Source organism: Actinokineospora sp. NBRC 105648 (genome assembly GCF_030269645.1).
Taxonomy (GTDB): domain Bacteria; phylum Actinomycetota; class Actinomycetes; order Mycobacteriales; family Pseudonocardiaceae; genus Actinokineospora.
Map to the genome: position 1 here is coordinate 236229 of NZ_BSTR01000003.1, position 16680 is coordinate 252908.

Below are 16680 nucleotides of genomic sequence, written 5' to 3' on the forward strand. Positions count from 1 at the left end.
CCCCCTTCAAGCGGTCCCGCCAAGCCCCGCCCCGGGCCGCCGGGGCGCGCAGATTCACTTGGCTACAAAAGGTCCGTTCTGTAGCTAACTGGATTTTGGTTATGTAACCATGAACCCCAGTTTTAGTTTTGATAACCTATCCACATGAGCATGGAAGGCCTGGAAAACGGGGCCAAGACGCAGGGTTTGTGCGGGTTCAGCCGGTGTCGGGCGGCGCTGCCGCCGCCGGGACCGCGGGGTGGGCGGCCGGTCGAGTTCTGCCCCGACCGGACCTGGCCGGGCGGCCGCACCTGCAAGCAGCTCGCGGGTGCCGAGGACGCGCTGCGCCAGGTCGTCGGAGACGCGACCGCTGTTCCCGGGGCACTCGTCGCCGTGGCACGGGGCCTGGAGGGCACGGCCGAGGGCCTCGCGGGGCCGCTTCGGGAAGTGCTGGCCGCGCTGGGCGAGGTCCGGGCGTTGGCGGCGGCGGAACTGGCGGCCGCCGACGGCCGGGTGGCCGAGGCCGAGGCGGCGGCGCGGGAGGCGAAGGGACTGCGGGACCTGGCGGAAGACGCCGCCGCTCGGGCCGGGGCCGAGGCGGAGCAGGCCCGCGCCGAGACCGAGGCGGCGACGGCGCGGGCAGTGCGGTGGCAGCGCGAGCATGACGCGGCTGTCACCGCGGCCCGCGACGCCGAGAGTGAGCGGTCGGCTGCCGAGCGGGCCCAGTCCGTCGCGGAGGCGACCGCCGCGGTGGAGCGGGAGCACGCGCTCGCGGCCCGGGCCGAGGCGCAGGCCGCGCGGGACCAGGAGACCGCGACACGGTCCGAACTCGCGGGGGTGACCGAGCGGGTCTCGGTACTCACCGCCGAACGGGACGCCGCGACCACCGCGCTGGCCACCTCGACCGAAGCCGAGCGTCGCACGCGGGCCGAGCTCGACCAGATCCGGACCACCGCCGACGCCGAGCGCGTCCGCCTGACCGCCCTGCTCGACGCCGCCCAGGTCCGCCTCGACGACACCCGTGACCGCGCCGCCACCGACCTCGACGAGACCCGGCGGGCCAAGGACGCCCTCCACCGCGATCTCGACGACGCCCGCGCCGCACTCGCCGCCCTCCAGCGCGAGCACGACCTGCGGCAGACCGAGCTCGACGCGGTGCGCGGGCAGCTCGACCTGCGCGGTGCCGAGCTCGACGGCGAACGCGCCCGCCTGCGCGCGGTGCGCACCGCACTGCTCGCCCCGACCACCGGCGGCAACGCCAACGACGACACCAACGCCGCCGCCAGTGCCGACGGCGTGCGGGCGGGCGTGTTGGCGATCTTGCTCGACACCTGATCGCGCCTGCGGGCGCGATGTGGCCGAGCACCCGTGTCGGCGGGTGGTCGCCGGTGGCTGTCAGGATGCCGGGGTGGACGAGGCGGAGCTGGTCGCGGCGGCGCGGCGTGGGGACCACGGGGCCTTCGAGCGCTTGGTGTCGGGACACCGGCGGGAGCTGCACGCGCACTGCTACCGCATGCTCGGGTCCGTGCAGGACGCCGAGGACGCAGTCCAGGAGGCGTTGCTCGCGGCGTGGCGGGGGCTGGGTGGGTTCGCCGGGCGTAGCTCCACGCGCACCTGGCTCTACCGGGTGGCGACCAACGTGTGTCTTCGTGTGGCCTCGCGGAGACCTCCGCGGGTCCTCTCCCCCGACTACGGTCCTGCCCGCACCGACACCGCGGACCTGGGGGAACTCGTCACCGGGCCGGTCTGGCTCGAACCTTGGTTCGACGACGACCCCGCCGAGCGCTACCTGCGTCGGGAGAGCGTGGAGTTGGCGTTCGTCGCGGCGTTGCAGCACTTGCCCGGCACACAGCGTGCGGTGCTCATCCTGCGGGAGGTGCTGCAATTCTCCGCCGCGGAGGTCGCCGCCATCCTCGACACGTCGGTGCCCTCGGTGAACAGTGCCCTGCAGCGCGCCCGCAAGACCGTCGACGACCGCCTCCCGGAGACCGCCCAGCGCGACGAGTTGGCCGCGACCGACAGCGGTGTGCTGGTGGACAAGCTCGTCGCCGCCTGGGAGCGGGCGGACGTCGACGGGCTCAGGGAGCTGCTCACCGAGGACGCCCGGTTCACCATGCCGCCGTTGCCCGCCTGGTTCGACGGCCGCGACGCCGTGCTCGCGTTCTTCGCCGACCGCGTCTTCGAGACCCCGTGGCGACTCACCCCGACCAGGGTGAACGGCCAACCCGGGCTCGTCTGCCTGCAGGGCCGCGAGGGCGGGTTCGCCCTCAGCGGCGTCAACGTGCTGACCCTGCGGTCGGGTCGGATCTCCGAGATCACCGCGTTCCTCGACCCGGCGCTGCACAGATTCTTCGCAGGGGACCGATGAGTTCGCCGTACCCGCTGTCTCTACCCGGGTGAAGGCACCGACAACGGGAGGCACTCCAGATGCGCAAGCTCATCGTCAGCACCATCGTCTCGCTCGACGGCTACTGCGCCGGCCCTGGCGGCGACGTCATGGCGCTGCCCATGGACCACGCGTTCGACGCGCACAACGCCGAGCGGCTGCGCGCGGCCGACACGCTGCTGCTGGGCGCGACCAGCTACCGCATGTTCAGCGGCTACTGGCCCGCCATCGCCGAGGACGAGAACTCCTCGGCCGACAACCGGGAGATCTCGCGGCTCAACGGCGCCATCGCCAAGGTCGTCGTCTCCGACACGCTCACCCCGGCCGACGGCGGCGCCTGGCGGGACACCACCGAGGTGGTCAGCCGCGAGCAGGCGCACGCCCGGGTGGCGGCCCTGAAACTGGGCCCGGGTCGCGACATCCTGGTCTTCGCCAGCCCCACGCTCTGGCACGACCTCGCGCGCGGGGGCCTGGTGGACGAGGTGCACGCGATGGTCGGCCCGGTCGTGCTCGGCGACGGTATCCCCGGGCTGGTGCGGGGCGACCTGCGGTTGTTGGGCACCCGCACGTTCGCGGGCTCGGACAACGTGCTGCTCACCTACGGGCGCCCCTGACCGGCTTGGGTTCGATCTATTCGAACGAGCGCGCGGGGTATCGCCGCCCACTTCTGGTGGGCAGCGATACCCCGCACGCGATCGGCTTCAGAGGAGGTCAGGAAAACGACCACTGCTGGTCGAGACCATGATGGCAGTCCCAGATGACCAGACGTGTTCCGTTGGCCGTGCTGCCGTTGTCGGCCAGCCCGACACACTTGTTGGACGGCGTGTTCTTGAAAGCGTAGTATCCGGTTGGCCAATCCCATTGGAATGACCACCGTTGATCCAGTCCGTAGTGGCAGTCCCACAGGACCAGACGTGTTCCATTGGCCGTGCTGCCGTTGTCGGCCAACCCGATGCACTTGCCGTTCGGGTAACCGGAAGCAAAACTGCCGAGAGAGCCGTTGGCGCCGCCGTACCAGTACTGGTCCCGACCAAAATGGCAGTCCCACAGGACCAGTTCGGTCCCGTTCGCCGTGCTGCCGTTGTTGGCCAAGCCCACACACTTCGGATTCGAGCTGGTCTCACTCCTGATAAGGTTGATGCTACCCGAAGAAGTGGACTGCGCCTGCGGCGTGGTTTCTGTGGCGTTTGCGGGACAGGAAGGTGCCAGTACCAGTGCCAGCGCCCCGAACAGCGCCAACGTCCTCTTGGAAATGACGCGCACGATAATACCTCTCCTCTCACATTCCTCTACTTGCGAAAAATGGGATTCCAGGAGCGTTGTCCAAGAGCCGTGATCGAGGCGGTAGCGCAGCGGCCCACCTGATTGAGATCGTTTTCCTCCGACAGAGGACATCCGACCTGGTGGGACGGCTGCCACCTCGCGCACGAAGATCGATTCGAGCATGGGGCGTTCGGTGGATCACGTCAAGCCGCCGTTCGACGTTCACCGCCGAGCGGAGGAGTTCCGTTCCGATCTTCCTCGAACGTCTCACCGGAGGCGGTCGGCGCGGGCCTCCAGATATCGGCGTTCGGGCAGGCTCAGGGTGCGGCGCGCGGCGAGCCGGTAGGCGGTGCGGGCGGCGGCGGGGTCGTCGGCCAGTTCCAGCAGGTGGGCGCGCACGGACTGCAGGCGGTGGTGGGCGCCGAGCCGTTTGTCGCCCGCGAGTTCGTCGAGCAGCGCCAGGCCCGCGCGTGGGCCGTGGACCTTGGCCACGGCGACGGCGCGGTTGAGCGAGACCACCGGGTTGGGGGCGACGCGGGCCAGGATGTCGTAGAGGACGAGGATCTGCGCCCAGTCGGTGTCCTCGGTGCTCGGTGCCTCGGCGTGGATCGCGGCGATGGCCGACTGGAGTTGGTACTGCCCCAGCGGCGCCCGCGACAGGGTGTCCTCGACCAGTTTCACGCCCTCGGCGATCGCGTCGTGGTCCCAGTGGGCGCGGTCCTGTTCGGCCAGCGGCACCAGGGCGCCGTCGGCGGTGGCGCGGGTGGCGCGGCGGGCGTCGGTGAGCAGCATCAGGGCGAGCAGGCCGGTGACCTCGCCGTCGTCGGGGCGCCTCCGGTGCACGGCGCGGGTGAGGCGGATGGCCTCGGCGGTGAGGTCGGGGCGGCTCAGGTCCGGGCCGGAGGTCGCGGTGTGGCCCTCGTTGAAGATCAGGTAGAGCACGCGCAGCACCGCGGCGAGCCGGTCGGGGTCGGTGGACAGGGCGAACGTCGCGCCGCGCAGCCGCTGCTTGGCGCGGCTGATCCGCTGCGCCATGGTGGCCTCGGGGACCAGGAACGCCGCGGCGATCTGCGCGGTGGTCAGGCCGCCGACCGCGCGCAGGGTGAGCGCGATCTGCGCGGTGGCGGGCAGGTCGGGGTGGCAGCACAGGAACAGCAGGGTCAGGGTGTCGTCGGTGTCGCCGGGGTGGTCCTCCCCCGGTCCGGCGGCCAGGTGCGCGTCGCGCGGGGTGGCGGCGGCGACGGTGTCCTCGCGCCTGCGTCGGGCGTTCTCGCTGCGCCAGTGGTCGGTGAGCTTGCGGCCCGCGACGGTGACCAGCCACGCGGTCGGGTCGTCGGGGACGCCGTCGCGCGGCCAGTGGGTGGCCGCGGCGAGCAGTGCCTCCTGGACGGCGTCCTCGCACGCGGGGAAGTGGCCGTGGTGGCGCACGAGCACGCCGAGGACCCGGGGCGCGGCGGCGCGCAGCAGGTCCTCGACGGGCGGTGTGCTCACATGTCCGACCCGGCGGAGAACATCACCGGCCGCACCTCGACGGCCAGGCCCTCGATCCGGCTGTCCGGGATGAGCCCGGCGAGCTCGACGGCGCGCTCCTTGCTCTCGCAGTCGACCAGGTAGTAGCCGCCCATGTACTCCTTGGCCTCGACGAACGGCCCGTCGGTGACCACCGGGGTCCCGCCGCGGCTGGTGACGGTGACGCTGGTGGCCTGGTCGCCCAGGGCCTGCGTGCCGATCATCTCGCCGGACTCCTGGATGGTCTCCATGAACTCGCCGTGGCCCGCCATGACCGCCTCGCGCTCGGACTCGGTGAGCGCCTCCAGGACTGCGTTGTTGACCTGCATGATGAGGAGGTACTTCATTTGTGCTCCAGGTGGTCCACGCGCCCGTCGGGCGCTCTCACCGGGAAGACGGAGCGGGCGGCGGGTCCTCTACACACGTACCGCGAAATCTCAGCACGACTTTCAGCGCAGCGCCGAGCGGGTGGTGGGCTCCACGATCAGCTGCTCGGGCTCGCGCGTCGCGCGGGCCGCCCAGGCCGCGGGCGCGGCGGGCGGGACCAGGTCGAACGAGACGGTGACCACGACGTGCTCGCCCTCGCGCACGGGCAGCGCGGGGAAGCCGTTGGGGCCGGGGTGGGTGGCCAGGACCAGGGGCTCGGTGCTCAGCCGGGCGAGGTCGTCGGTGACCGGGCCGCCGAAGTGGTGCACGCCGACCCGCAGCGGGCCCGGTGTCGGGCGGGCGGCGGGGAACCGGCCGCGGACCGGGCGCAGCAGCAGCACGTCGTCTGAGTCGATCATGGTGGCGTTCGCGGCGTCGCGGTGCGCGCGCCACACCGGGCCGCCGTAGAACGCCTCGAGGGCGGCGGTGCGGGCGTCGAGGTCGTCGAACCCGCGCAGCCACAGGAACACCTCCGGCGCGGCGGGCACCCGGAACAGGCCGGGCAGGGTGATCCCGCAGGCGAGTTGGGCGTCGACGAACTCGCGCTCGAACAGCTCGATCAGCACCTCGCGCCCACCAGGGTGCAGGGTGTAGCGGCGCAGCTCCAGCACGGTCATGGCTCTCCTCTCGCGCGGCGCCCGGGCGGCGGCGCGCGGGGGCAACCTAGGTGCGGTCCCTGACAGGTGCTGTCAGGGTGGCGTCGACCGAGCCGGGCTCGATGTCGGGCATCAGGGTGGGCTTGCGCATCCACACCCCGTGCGGGCGGGCGAGCAGGTCGGCCAGCGGTTCGGGCTCGCCGAGGTGGAAGCCCTGCGCGACCCGCACGCCCAGCCGGGAGAGGGCCTCGACCTGGGTGGCGCGCTCGACCCACTCGGCCACCACCGACAGGCCCAGGCCGCGGGCGATGTCGACGATGCCCTGGACCAGCACGGTGTCGCGGCTGCCGTAGTCGATGCCGTGGATGAACTCGCCGTCGATCTTCAGGCCGGTGATCGGCAGCCGCTTGAGGTGGACGAACGAGCCGAACCCGGAGCCGAAGTCGTCCAGGGTGATCCGGCAGCCGCTGGCGCGCAGCTGCTGGGCCAGGCTGCGGGCGGCGTCGAGGTTGGTGACCGCGGCGGTCTCGGTGATCTCGAAGCCCAGCCGCCCGGGGGCGACCCCGGCGGCGGTGAGCCGGTCGAGCACGAACCCGCCGAAGTCCTCGTCCTCCAGGGTGCGGCCGGAGACGTTGACGTTGAACCGCAGCCCCGGGTACGGGTGCTCGACCAGGGCCTGGATGGCCTTGTCGGCGACCCAGCGGTCGATCTCGAAGACCAGGTCGCTGCGCTCGGCGGCGAGCAGGAACTCCCCCGGGCCCAGCCGCGGCTCGCGGCCGTCCTCCAGGCGCAGCAGCAGCTCGTGGCCGATGACCCGGCCGCTGCCCAGCTTGACCATCGGCATCGCGTTGAGCACGAACCCGCCGTGCTTGAGCGCGGCCCGGACCCGCTCGATGACGGTGACCCGCAGCGCGGTGTCCTGGTAGTGGCCCTGCTCGTAGACGGTGACCCGGTTGCGGCCCGCGGCCTTGGAGGCGTAGAGCGCCATGTCGGCGTTGGCCAGCACCTCCTGCCAGCCCACCGCGGAGTCGAAGGTGGCGATGCCGACGCTGACGGTGATCCGGCTGGCACCGGCGACCCCGCTCATCGGGATCGCGGCGATCGCGTTGCGCAGCCGGTCGGCCACCGCGACGGCCTCGCGCTCGTCGGTGTCGGCCAGCACCGCGGCGAACTCGTCGCCGGAGAGCCTGCCGAGGACCTGGCCCTGGACGCCGTGGCCGACGCGGTCGCGCAGCAGCGAGGCCAGCGCGCACATCACGCGGTCGCCGGTGGGGTGGCCGTGCAGGTCGTTGATGTCCTTGAAGTGGTCGAGGTCGAGCAGCAGGAACGCCCCGCGCGCGCCCAGGGCGAGCTGGCGCTCCAGCTCCCTGGTCAGCGCGCGGCGGTTGGGCAGGCCGGTCAGCGGGTCCTCGTCGACCATGCGCAGCAGTTCGTCCTGGTGCTCGGCGATGCCTGCGGCGTCGAGCTCGCGGGCGCGCCAGCGGGAGACGTCGGCGACGCGGTAGAGCAGCCGCTGCCGGGCGGCCTGGGTGCAGCGGATCTCCAGCCAGCGGTGGCCCGCGCCGTCGGGCAGCGGGATCGAGACCACCACGTCGGTGCCGCGCGGCCCGTCCGGGGCGCCCGCCAGCAGCGCGGGCAGCGACCGGCCGACGCTCTGCTCCTCGGTCAGGCCCAGCAGCACCGTCATCGCCGGGTTGACCCATTCGACGTGGCCGCGGTGGTCGGTGAGCGCGTAGGCCGTGTCGGTGGCCGCGAGTACCTCCGCCGGGGCCGTCCGCTGCTCCGTCACCCGACCTCCCTCACCCGTTCTCGTGGGGACATGAGCACGAAGCGTAGTGGACCGGTGATGTTCAGCGCAGTCGCTCGAGCCCTTTGGCGCTCAAGTGGACCCGTTCGGCCAATTCACCCAGTTCGGCGCGGGTGGCGCCGTCGCGGGCGGCGGTGGCCACGTCCTCGGCGGCGCAGCGCAGCTGGAACAGCCGGTCCTGCAGGTCGGCCAGCTCGGCGGTGGAGAGCACCACGGCGTCCTCGGGCAGCCCGCCGCGCTGCACCGCGGCCCGCCGCTCGTAGGCGCGCTGCCTGCACGCCTGGGCGCAGTAGCGGCGGCGCCTGCCCGCGCGGTCCTCGGCGGGCAGCTGGGCGCCGCACCAGCCGCAGGGTCGGGACTGCTCACGCCGCCGGACCGGTTCGTCCGGTCGGGTATCCGCTGACATGGCCGGGACGGTAGCCAGACACCCTGCGTGCACCACAGCGCCACGCCGCTGGGGCACACTCGACGGGTGGCAGCTGACACCCCGGCCCAGCGAGCCCCGGCCCGGCACGGGTTCTTCGAGGGCGACCACCCGCGCGCGTTCGTGCACCGCGGGTGGCACGACGGCGACCTCGCCGGTATGGAGAACTCCCTCGCGGCGTTCCGCCGCGCGGTCGAGGAGGGCTACCGGTACCTGGAGACCGACGTCCACGCGACCAGCGACGGTGTGGTCGTCGTGCAGCACGACGCCACCCTGGAGCGCACCAGCGACGGTGTGGGCGAGGTCGGTCGGCTGCCCTGGAGCACGGTGTCGCGCGCCAGGATCGGCGGGCGGGAGCCGATCAGCAGGCTCGAGGACCTGCTCGAGGAGCTGCCCGAGGCGCGGGTCAACATCGACGTCAAGGCCGAGGCCGCGATCGCCCCGGTGCTGGAGGTGCTGCGCCGCACCGGCGCGGCCGACCGGGTGTGCCTGGCCTCGTTCTCCGAGGCGCGGCTGGCGCGGATCCGCAAGCTCGCCGGGCCCGGGGTGCTGACCTCGATGGGGATGCGGGCGATGGTGGGCTTCTGGGCCGCCCGGCGGCTCCCGGGGGCCTTCGCCAAACCCGGGCCGCGGCCGCTGGTGGCGCAGGTGCCGGTGCGGCACGGGCCGCTGCGCGTGGTCGACGCGGCGCTGATCGCCTCGGCCCGGCGGCGCGGCGCGGAGGTGCACGTGTGGACCATCGACGAGCCCGCCCAGATGCGCGAGCTGCTGGACCTGGGCGTCGACGGGCTGATGACCGACCGCCCGCAGGTGCTCAAGGACGTGTTCGTCGAACGCGGCCTGTGGCGGCGCGGCTGAGCCCGCTCGCTGGGACTAGGGCGCACCGCGGGTATCAATCGGCACCTACACCTCCCGCTGACGGGTGCGGACCAGGCATCCTGGCGCGGTGACCGAGACACGGGTTGACCCGCTCGACCGCGCGCCGGTCGACTTGGCGGGCGCGGTCGAGCGGGAGTTGGGCGTGCCCGAGGGGCTCGTGGTGGCCGTCGGCGCCGGTCCGGGGCTGCTGCGGCGGTGGCGGGCGGCGGGCGCGCGGGTCGTCTCGGTCGGTGCCGCGGGCGCCGACCACGTGGACGTGGTGGCCGGGGTGTCGGCGTTGCCGGTGCGCGACGGGGCGGCGGCCGCGGTGGTGGTGCTGCACCGGTTGCACGAGGTGGCCGACGTCGACGCCGCGTTCGCCGGGATCGCCCGGGTGCTGGCGCCGGGCGGGCGGGTGGTCCTCTCGGCCAACGCGCTGGGCGACCGGCGTGAACTGCGGGGGCTGTGGGCGACCGCGGCCCGCGACTGCGGGGTGGTCCCGCCGCCGCCGTTCCTGGCCGCCGACGAAAGCTTCCCCCTCGACCACGCCCAGGCGTGGCTGGCGCGGCACTTCGAGACCGTGGAGGTCACCCCGCTGCGCGGCACGAGCGTGCTGGACCTGGCCGAGGTGCTGGCGTTCGTGCGCGCCCAGCGCCCGGCCGAGGCGGGGGTCACCTGGGACCTGCTGGCCTCGGTGGTGGAGCGCAAGGTGCGCGAGGTCGTCGCGGCCGAGGGCGGTTTCGCGGTCTCGACGCTGGTGGGCATCGGGTCGGCGACCCGCGCGGCTACCGCCGAGGTGCCCGCCCCTGCCAAGCGGCCCGCCAGGTCTTGGGCCCGAGCAGGCCGGAGTCGTTGATGCCGTTGGCGCGCTGCAGGTCGAGCACGGCGCGGCGGGTCTCGGCGTAGTAGCAGCCGGTGCCCTGGAAGGCGTAGCCGTGCGCGTTCATGCGCAGCTGCCAGGCGCGCAGCGCGGGGTCGCAGTCACCGTAGGCGTAGACCTTGCCCGGCCACGCGGGCATCGCCCTCGGGGTCGGGGAGCCGCCGATCGGCGCGGACTCGGCGTAGGTGGGCACGCGGCGGGAGCGGGCGTCGGCGTCGGCGCGCAGACCGAGCTTGCCCGCGCACTCCCAGGGCTGCCAGCCGCGCATTCGGTAGAGGTAGAGCGCGCGGTAGTCCTGCTCGGCGGGGGTGGCCAGGTGCGGGCTGCCGGTGCCGCCGACGCTGCGCCAGGTGGGCAGGTCGAACTGGTAGGCGCCGTAGTAGCCGTTGCCGGTGGCGGTGCCGTAGCGGCCGGAGGACTCGCACATCCGCAGCCTCGACCAGTCCCCCGGTGGCGGGTCGGCCGCCGCCGAGCCCGCCGACAGCGCCGCGACCACGACCGCAACGGCGATCGAGACCAGTGCCCGCACACTCCGCCTACCAGCCATGACTCCGACGGTAGGTCCACACCGGACAGACCACAAGCGCACCAGGGAACCCAGCAGCCTCACACATCCCCGGCGCGGGTGATCGTCGGACACGCGCGTGCGGCCGGGTGGACCACACGATCGTGGGACCAGGCGACCAGCGGGTGACACTTTGGCCTCGGCCGCGCTTCGGCCACCCGGACGTGGTGGCCGCGGCAGTACTCTCCCGCCCAGATCAGCGACCCCGCGGAGGCGGCCTTGAGCATCGTGGACGACAGCACCCCGGCCGCGGACGCCGCGGCGCGCAAGCGCGAACAGCGCGGGTGGTGCTGGTACGACTGGGCCAACTCGGTGTTCCCCACCTCGGTGATCACCGTGTTCGGGTCGCTCTACCTGACCGAGGTGGCGGCCAACGCCGCGATGGCGGACAAGGCGCTCAACGGCCCCAACCCGTGCCCGGCCGACGCCGCGGGCAACACCGACAAGCTGCGCGACTGCGACATCAGCCTGCTCGGGCTGCACTTCCCGGCCGGGTCGCTGTGGGGCTACCTGCTCTCCATCGCCACCGTGGTGCAGGTCCTGGTCGTGCCGCTGATGGGCGCCTTCGCCGACCGCTCGTCGAACAAGAAGCCGATGCTGGCCTTCTTCGCCTTCGGCGGGTCGCTGGCCACCATCGCGATGTCGCTGGTCAGCGGCTCGAACTGGGGCTTGGGGGTGGGGTTGTTCATCCTCGGCAACATCGGCTACGGCACCTCGGTGGTGATCTACTACTCGTTCCTGCCCGAGATCGCCACCGCCGACGAGCGCGACGGGCTCTCCTCGCGCGGGTGGGCCTTCGGGTACCTGGGCAGCGGCCTGGCCCTGGCCATCCAGCTGGTCATCTACCTGTTCCGGGAGAAGATCGGCATCACCTCCGGCAACGCCGCGCAGATCGCGTTCATCCTCTCGGGCATCTGGTGGGCGCTGTTCACCCTGATCCCGCTGCGCAGGCTGCGCGGGCACCACGAGCGCCCGCAGGGCACCGCCACCCAGGGCTCGCTGGTCACCGCCGGGTTCCGCGAGCTGCGCACCACGCTGCGCGAGGCGCGCGCGTTCCCGCTGACCCTGGCCTTCCTGGGCACCTACCTGATCTACACCGACGGCATCGCCACCGTCGCCAACGTCTCGGCCCAGTACGGCCGCGAGGAGCTCAAGTTCGAGGCCGACGTGCTGATCACCACGATCCTGATCGTGCAGTTCGTGGCCTTCCTCGGCGGCGTGCTGCACGGGCTGCTCGCCCGCCGGATCGGCGCCAAGAAGACCATCATGATCAGCCTGGTGGTGTGGGTGCTGGTCATCGGCGCGGCCTACTTCGTCCAGGCCGGGCAGGCCCTGCAGTTCTACCTGCTCGCCGGCGGCATCGGCCTGGTCCTGGGCGGCACCAACGCCCTGTCTCGCTCGCTGTTCAGCCAGATGGTGCCCGCGGGCAAGGAGGCCCAGTACTTCTCGGTCTACGAGATGGGCGAGCGGGCCACCTCGTGGCTGGGCCCGCTGGTCTTCGCCGTGGCAGCCAGCACCACCGGCTCCTACCGGTACGCCATCCTGGCCCTGGTGGTCTTCTTCTTCGTGGGCTTGGTGCTGATGTACTTCGTCCCGGTGCGGCGCGCCATCGCCGCCGCGGGCAACCCGGAACCGGCGGTCCTCTAGCGCCGCAGGCCCCCGCCGCCGGGTGCTCCCCGGTCAGCCGCTCGGCACCGGGATCGGCCTGGCCAACACCTGGTCCAGGACCCCGGTGAGGAACCGCGCCGGGTCTGGGACCGGCGCCGTGACCCGCATCGCGACGATCGCGTCTGGTCGCACGAGCACGGCCCCGTCGTCGGACAGCCACGGCGCGTGAACCTGGTGCGCCGGCAGGCCGACCTCCGCGGCGGCGGTGAGCCAGCGGTCGCCCTGCGCGCCCACCAGCAGGGTCCACCGGGACGCGACCAGGTCGAGGGTCGAGACCCCGTCGACCCACGCGTGGGGGACCCGTGAGCCCGGGGAACCGTCCAGCACCGCCGCCAGGTCCAGCGTGGACGGCAGTTCCGGCCGCGGGTCGACGACGGCGGCCGAGTCGTACCGCTGGCCCAGGTGCACCACCGGTGCCGCCCACACCCCCGCCGCCACCCTGGCGGCATCGGCCTCGGGTCCACGCCCCCAATGCAACGCCGGGTCGCCGAGTCGGCGCATCGCCTGGTCCAGCGTCGCCGCGGCCACCGGTTCACGCTCCTGCGCGTAGGTGTCGAGCAGGCCGGGGCCCGCCTCGCCGTGGTGCACGGCGGCCAGCTTCCACGCCAGGTTGTGCGCGTCGGCGACACCGGTGTTGAGGCCGAAGGCGCCCAGCGGCGACACCGTGTGCGCGGCGTCGCCGACGAGGAACACGCGCCCGACGGTGAAGCGGTCGGCCAGGGCGCTGCGGGGCCGCCACGGGAGCACGCTGCGCACCTCGACGTCGAGGTCGGGATCGCCGACCGCGGTCCGCACGACCGCGGCGCAGCGCTCCGGCGTGAAGTCCTCGGGGCGTTCGCCCGCGTCGAGGTCGCAGGCCACGTGGAAGACCCAGTTCGTCGCCCCGTCCACGGTGGCCAGCAGACCCGGTGCCGCCGGTGTGGTGATGGTGCAGGTGGCGAAGGACATCCCCCGCAGGTGGGGGCGCAGGTCCGCGCGGAACAAGATGTTGATCATCGACTTGCCGAGGTCGCCCGGACCGGAGGTGCCCACGCCGAGGGCGGTCCGCACGGCGCTGTGCGTGCCGTCGGCGGCGACCACGCGCGCGCACCGCAACGCGTAGCGGCCATCGGGTCCCTCCAGCTCGACGTCCACGCCGTCGGTGTCCTGCGCGACGCCGACCAGGCGGGTCGACCAGCGCAGGTCCGCGCCGCGGCGCGCCAGGTCGGCGGCCACCACGGCGTCGAGACGGTCCTGGGCGCAGACCCCGCGCAGCCGGAACGGCGTCACGTCCAGCTCGTCGGCGGACGGGGTCGGCATGGGCACGGCCACGACATCGCCCGCGCCCATCTCGACGACCGTCCGCGCCACCGCCTTGCCCGCGGCGCCCCGCAGGTCGACCGCGGCGGCGTCCACGGCGGAGTCGAGCCCGAGTTCGCGCAGGACCTCGACGGTGCGCGCCCCGATGCCGGTGGCGCGCGGGTGGACCGAGGGGCCGGACCGGCGTTCGACCAGCACCGCGGGGACGCCGTGGTGGGCGAGCAGGGCCGCGGTGAGCAGCCCGACGCTGCCGCCGCCGACCACCAGCACCGGCACTTCTGGGTACACCGTGTCCGTCATGGATACACCGTAGCCAGAAGGTAGGATGCCGGTCAACGAGGAAAGGACCTGCCCCGATGACCGAACCCGCTCCCTCGTCGGTGTGGACCAGGCCGCGCCCCGAACCGCGCAGGCGCGCTCCCGGGGTGGACCAGTACGTGGCCGCCGCACTGGCCGTCGCGGACGCGGAGGGCTTGGCGGCGGTGTCGATGCGCAGGGTCGCGGGCGACCTCGGTTCCGGGACCGCCTCGCTCTACCGGTACATCACCAACCGCGACGAGCTGGTGGACCTAATGGTCGACGCCGCCCAGGGCGAGGACCCGCCGCCGGAGTCCACCGGGGACTGGCGCGCCGATCTGGGCGCGGTCGCGCACGCACTGCGCGCGACGCTGCTGCGGCACCCCTGGTTGGCGGGCGAACTCGCGGGCCGGCCTGCGCTCGGCCCCCACTCCCTGCGGCGGTCGGAGTCCGCGCTGCGCGCCGCCGTCGCGCTCACGCCCGACATCACCCTGGCCTCGCAGGCGCTCGGCGCCGTGCGCGCCTACGTGCTGGGCTCGGTCGCCGCCCAGCAGGCCCTCCGGCTCGCGGAGCAGCGCACCGGCCTGACCGAGGAGCAGTGGCAGCACAGCGTCGGCCCCTACATCAGCGGGGTCCTCGCGGCGGGCGAGCACCCGATGCTCGCCCGCCGCGTCCATGAGGCCGAGGAACCCGACCCCGACGTCGAGTTCGCCTTCGGCCTGGACTGCCTGCTCGACGGGCTCGCGGCCAGGCTGGGTCGCTGATCGGTCAGTAGGCGCTGGGCGGTCAGTAGGCGTAGCGGTGCACGGTCTCCGGGCGCAGGACCAGGCGGACCTGGTCCTCGGCCAGGATCGCGGCGAGGTCGGCCGCGCGGGTGGGGTCGTCGAGGTCCCAGTAGCGGGCCGCCAGGCGGGAGGCGAGGTCGTGGGCCCCGTCGGGTTCGACCGTGACGGTGCCCGCGACCGACACCCAGCGCTCGCGTTCACCGACCGGGGCCGCGACCACGATCGAGGCCCGGGGATCGCGACGCAGCCTGCGCACCTTGAGCGTGCCCGGGCCGGTGAACAGCTGGACCGCGCCCTCGTCGGTGGCCTCGAACCAGACCGGTCGGGGCTGCGCCGGGATCGGACCCGCGGCCACGGACAGCAGCCCGTGCAGGGGACGGCGGAGGAACTCCAGGTCCTCGGCGGTCAGGGAGCCGGCGTCGGTGCTCATCACGGCCTTTCGGGTGGGTTGTCCGGTCACCTACGACATCGAGTGAACACGATCAGCCCCGACAAGCTTCCCCGGCGGTCGCCGACGCGACTCGACGCCGTGGACACAGCCGTGGATACGATGGCGTGGTGGACAAGTGCGCCGAATGCGGATTCGCCTACGACCCCGCCGACATCCCCGAGGTGGGCACCCGCATCCGGGAGTCCGCGACATCGACCGCCGCCCTCCTGACCGGCGATGACCTGCACCCCCGCCGCACACCCGAGGTGTGGTCCCCCCTCGAGTACGCCTGCCACCTGCGCGACGTCTTCCTCGTCCTGCGCGAACGCTTCCTGGCCATCCGCCGCCGCGACATGCGCGACTGGACACCCATGGGCCGCGACGAACGCGTCGACCACGACGGCTACGCCGACCAGGCACCGGCCGCGGTCGCCCGGCAACTGCTGGACGCCGCCGAAATGTTCAGCAACGTCCTGGCACGTACCCCGAGCGAGGACCTGGCACTGATCGTCCGGTACCCGTACCCGGAACCCACCGAACGCACCTTGGGCTGGGTCGCGCTGCACACCCTGCACGAGGCTCGCCACCACCACCTCGACATCACCCGCCAACTGAGCTGACCACGGCCACGACCGCACCGGTCGACTTGATGTGATCCGATTGGTGTCCAGGCGGGCTCAGTGACTGGGATGGCTCCCTGGTGCTCACCGTCGACCACAATGCCCACCACGAGTGCGAGCATGATCGCGAGAACGCCAACCACCATCACGGCGCGCCCGCGGCCGTCGGTGGCCGCCAACCAGCCGAGCAGTGCCACCACCCGGGACCAGATCGCGGCGGTGGCTGCCCAACCGGTGGCCGTCGAGCTGGTCGCCGCCACTGGCAGGTCCGCGACAAGGGCGTCGAGTCTCGTGCCGGTATCGGGCGGCGCAGGCGGTCGTTGGGCGGTCCTTGGCCTTAGCGATGGTCAACCGGCCCCCGGTGGGCCCGGCCACCACGTCAGCGTGCGGGCAGCAGCAGGGTGAGCCGGGTTGGGTCCGTGCGCATCGGGCACAGCCGTCCGCCCTCGGCCTCGGCCAGCCTGCGGGCCCGTGCGGACCGACGACGGGGTGTGGTGTCGCTGGGGGCGCTGGTGGACTTCTTCACCTGTTCAGCATCGCCGCGCGCAACGGGATCCTGCTGATCAACCATCGCCAGCATCTGGAGGGGAACGAGGGGCGAACCGTTCGGCCGGACATGGTGCTGCGCGTGGCCCGAGAACGGCTCTTGCCGATCCTGATGACCTCGTTGGCCACCGCGCTGGCGGTGGTGCCGCTGGTCGCGCTCGGTGACCGGCCGGGTCACGAGATCGAGTACCCGCTCGCGATCGTGGTGCTGGCGGGCCTGGTCACCTCGACGCTGCTCAACCTGTTCGTGGTCCCCTCGCTGTACCTGCGCTTCGGCAAGGGCCGACGGGAACCGGCGCCGGTGGACGGGTGACCAGCCGAGCCGACCCGGGCGGCCCGCGT

At 73.0% G+C, this 16680-nt stretch carries 19 protein-coding genes; 9 read left to right on the plus strand and 10 right to left on the minus strand.

The genetic code is table 11. The features are described from left to right. The first annotated feature begins 144 nt into the window (after positions 1 to 144). From QSK30_RS04230 to QSK30_RS04240, 3 genes are all read left to right on the plus strand, one after another. Complete coding sequence (locus tag QSK30_RS04230; RefSeq protein ID WP_285499703.1) at positions 145 to 1314, plus strand: response regulator receiver protein; 1170 nt, start codon at positions 145 to 147, stop codon at positions 1312 to 1314. Positions 1315 to 1387: 73 nt separating this feature from the next. Next, the gene (locus QSK30_RS04235) at positions 1388 to 2347 is read left to right on the plus strand and encodes an RNA polymerase subunit sigma-70 (RefSeq protein ID WP_285499705.1); all 960 of its coding nucleotides are present in this window, start codon (positions 1388 to 1390) and stop codon (positions 2345 to 2347) included. 59 nt (positions 2348 to 2406) lie between these two features. Continuing rightward, positions 2407 to 2979, plus strand: coding sequence for a dihydrofolate reductase family protein (locus QSK30_RS04240; protein WP_285499707.1), 573 nt, complete (start codon positions 2407 to 2409; stop codon positions 2977 to 2979). 97 nt (positions 2980 to 3076) lie between these two features. On the opposite strand, the gene QSK30_RS04245 is transcribed toward QSK30_RS04240, so the two are convergent. The 6 genes from QSK30_RS04245 to QSK30_RS04270 all read right to left on the minus strand — a co-directional run bounded on the left by QSK30_RS04245 (position 3077) and on the right by QSK30_RS04270 (position 8372). Continuing rightward, positions 3077 to 3811 carry an RICIN domain-containing protein gene (locus tag QSK30_RS04245; protein ID WP_285499708.1) on the minus strand — a complete coding sequence of 245 codons (735 nt, stop codon included), beginning with the start codon at positions 3809 to 3811 and terminating at the stop codon, positions 3077 to 3079. A gap of 84 nt (positions 3812 to 3895) precedes the next feature. Next, positions 3896 to 5119, minus strand: coding sequence for an RNA polymerase sigma factor (locus tag QSK30_RS04250; protein WP_285499710.1), 1224 nt, complete (start codon positions 5117 to 5119; stop codon positions 3896 to 3898). Next, positions 5116 to 5484, minus strand: a complete 369-nt coding sequence (locus tag QSK30_RS04255) for a YciI family protein (protein WP_285499712.1) — start codon at positions 5482 to 5484, stop codon at positions 5116 to 5118. Before QSK30_RS04255 ends, QSK30_RS04250 begins: the two co-directional genes overlap by 4 nt. A gap of 102 nt (positions 5485 to 5586) precedes the next feature. Next, entirely contained in the window at positions 5587 to 6180 is a 594-nt protein-coding gene (locus QSK30_RS04260; protein ID WP_285499713.1) for an NIPSNAP family protein, read from the minus strand. 46 nt (positions 6181 to 6226) lie between these two features. Continuing rightward, complete coding sequence (locus QSK30_RS04265; RefSeq protein ID WP_285499714.1) at positions 6227 to 7948, minus strand: putative bifunctional diguanylate cyclase/phosphodiesterase; 1722 nt, start codon at positions 7946 to 7948, stop codon at positions 6227 to 6229. A gap of 61 nt (positions 7949 to 8009) precedes the next feature. Beyond that, the gene (locus QSK30_RS04270; protein ID WP_285499715.1) at positions 8010 to 8372 is read right to left on the minus strand and encodes a hypothetical protein; all 363 of its coding nucleotides are present in this window, start codon (positions 8370 to 8372) and stop codon (positions 8010 to 8012) included. Between the two features lie 66 nt (positions 8373 to 8438). Here QSK30_RS04270 and QSK30_RS04275 point away from each other — a divergent pair, with 66 nt between their 5' ends. Continuing rightward, positions 8439 to 9248, plus strand: coding sequence for a glycerophosphodiester phosphodiesterase family protein (locus QSK30_RS04275; protein WP_502871786.1), 810 nt, complete (start codon positions 8439 to 8441; stop codon positions 9246 to 9248). 88 nt (positions 9249 to 9336) lie between these two features. Further along, positions 9337 to 10104: a methyltransferase domain-containing protein gene (locus QSK30_RS04280; RefSeq protein ID WP_285499716.1), complete on the plus strand. Its 768-nt coding sequence runs from the start codon at positions 9337 to 9339 to the stop codon at positions 10102 to 10104. On the opposite strand, the gene QSK30_RS04285 is transcribed toward QSK30_RS04280, so the two are convergent. After that, positions 10034 to 10675 (minus strand): transglycosylase family protein, encoded by a 642-nt coding sequence (locus QSK30_RS04285; RefSeq protein ID WP_285499717.1) that lies wholly within the window; start codon positions 10673 to 10675, stop codon positions 10034 to 10036. The two genes, QSK30_RS04280 and QSK30_RS04285, sit on opposite strands and share 71 nt — an antisense overlap. Positions 10676 to 10912: 237 nt before the next feature. On the opposite strand from QSK30_RS04285, the gene QSK30_RS04290 reads away from it, so the two are divergent. Then, on the plus strand, positions 10913 to 12340 hold the full coding sequence (locus QSK30_RS04290; RefSeq protein WP_285499719.1) for an MFS transporter: 1428 nt from the start codon (positions 10913 to 10915) through the stop codon (positions 12338 to 12340). Positions 12341 to 12373: 33 nt separating this feature from the next. On the opposite strand, the gene QSK30_RS04295 is transcribed toward QSK30_RS04290, so the two are convergent. Next, a complete protein-coding gene (locus QSK30_RS04295; protein WP_285499721.1) occupies positions 12374 to 13960 on the minus strand; it encodes an FAD-dependent monooxygenase in 1587 nt (528 codons plus the stop codon). Positions 13961 to 14016: 56 nt separating this feature from the next. Between QSK30_RS04295 and QSK30_RS04300 the strand changes: the two genes are divergently transcribed. Next, the gene (locus tag QSK30_RS04300; protein ID WP_285499723.1) at positions 14017 to 14721 is read left to right on the plus strand and encodes a TetR/AcrR family transcriptional regulator C-terminal domain-containing protein; all 705 of its coding nucleotides are present in this window, start codon (positions 14017 to 14019) and stop codon (positions 14719 to 14721) included. A gap of 22 nt (positions 14722 to 14743) precedes the next feature. Here the strand turns inward: QSK30_RS04300 and QSK30_RS04305 are convergent, their stop codons facing one another. Beyond that, complete coding sequence (locus tag QSK30_RS04305; protein ID WP_285499726.1) at positions 14744 to 15172, minus strand: pyridoxamine 5'-phosphate oxidase family protein; 429 nt, start codon at positions 15170 to 15172, stop codon at positions 14744 to 14746. A gap of 128 nt (positions 15173 to 15300) precedes the next feature. On the opposite strand from QSK30_RS04305, the gene QSK30_RS04310 reads away from it, so the two are divergent. Beyond that, positions 15301 to 15792: a DinB family protein gene (locus QSK30_RS04310; protein WP_285499728.1), complete on the plus strand. Its 492-nt coding sequence runs from the start codon at positions 15301 to 15303 to the stop codon at positions 15790 to 15792. 379 nt (positions 15793 to 16171) lie between these two features. On the opposite strand, the gene QSK30_RS04315 is transcribed toward QSK30_RS04310, so the two are convergent. Then, entirely contained in the window at positions 16172 to 16318 is a 147-nt protein-coding gene (locus tag QSK30_RS04315) for a hypothetical protein (RefSeq protein WP_285499916.1), read from the minus strand. A 36-nt stretch (positions 16319 to 16354) separates the two neighbouring features. Here QSK30_RS04315 and QSK30_RS04320 point away from each other — a divergent pair, with 36 nt between their 5' ends. Continuing rightward, positions 16355 to 16651 carry an efflux RND transporter permease subunit gene (locus tag QSK30_RS04320; RefSeq protein WP_285499907.1) on the plus strand — a complete coding sequence of 99 codons (297 nt, stop codon included), beginning with the start codon at positions 16355 to 16357 and terminating at the stop codon, positions 16649 to 16651. Positions 16652 to 16680: the final 29 nt, after the last annotated feature.

Excerpts from the sequence above, each read along its gene's own strand:
- QSK30_RS04255 (WP_285499712.1), bottom strand. The coding sequence starts at position 5,484 with ATGAAGTACCTCCTCATCATGCAGGTCAACAACGCAGTCCTGGAGGCG.
- QSK30_RS04285 (WP_285499717.1), bottom strand. The coding sequence starts at position 10,675 with ATGGCTGGTAGGCGGAGTGTGCGGGCACTGGTCTCGATCGCCGTTGCG.
- QSK30_RS04260 (WP_285499713.1), bottom strand. The coding sequence starts at position 6,180 with ATGACCGTGCTGGAGCTGCGCCGCTACACCCTGCACCCTGGTGGGCGC.
- QSK30_RS04300 (WP_285499723.1), top strand. The coding sequence starts at position 14,017 with ATGACCGAACCCGCTCCCTCGTCGGTGTGGACCAGGCCGCGCCCCGAA.
- QSK30_RS04270 (WP_285499715.1), bottom strand. The coding sequence starts at position 8,372 with ATGTCAGCGGATACCCGACCGGACGAACCGGTCCGGCGGCGTGAGCAG.
- QSK30_RS04230 (WP_285499703.1), top strand. The coding sequence starts at position 145 with ATGAGCATGGAAGGCCTGGAAAACGGGGCCAAGACGCAGGGTTTGTGC.
- QSK30_RS04245 (WP_285499708.1), bottom strand. The coding sequence starts at position 3,811 with ATGCTCGAATCGATCTTCGTGCGCGAGGTGGCAGCCGTCCCACCAGGT.
- QSK30_RS04240 (WP_285499707.1), top strand. The coding sequence starts at position 2,407 with ATGCGCAAGCTCATCGTCAGCACCATCGTCTCGCTCGACGGCTACTGC.
- QSK30_RS04295 (WP_285499721.1), bottom strand. The coding sequence starts at position 13,960 with ATGACGGACACGGTGTACCCAGAAGTGCCGGTGCTGGTGGTCGGCGGC.
- QSK30_RS04305 (WP_285499726.1), bottom strand. The coding sequence starts at position 15,172 with ATGAGCACCGACGCCGGCTCCCTGACCGCCGAGGACCTGGAGTTCCTC.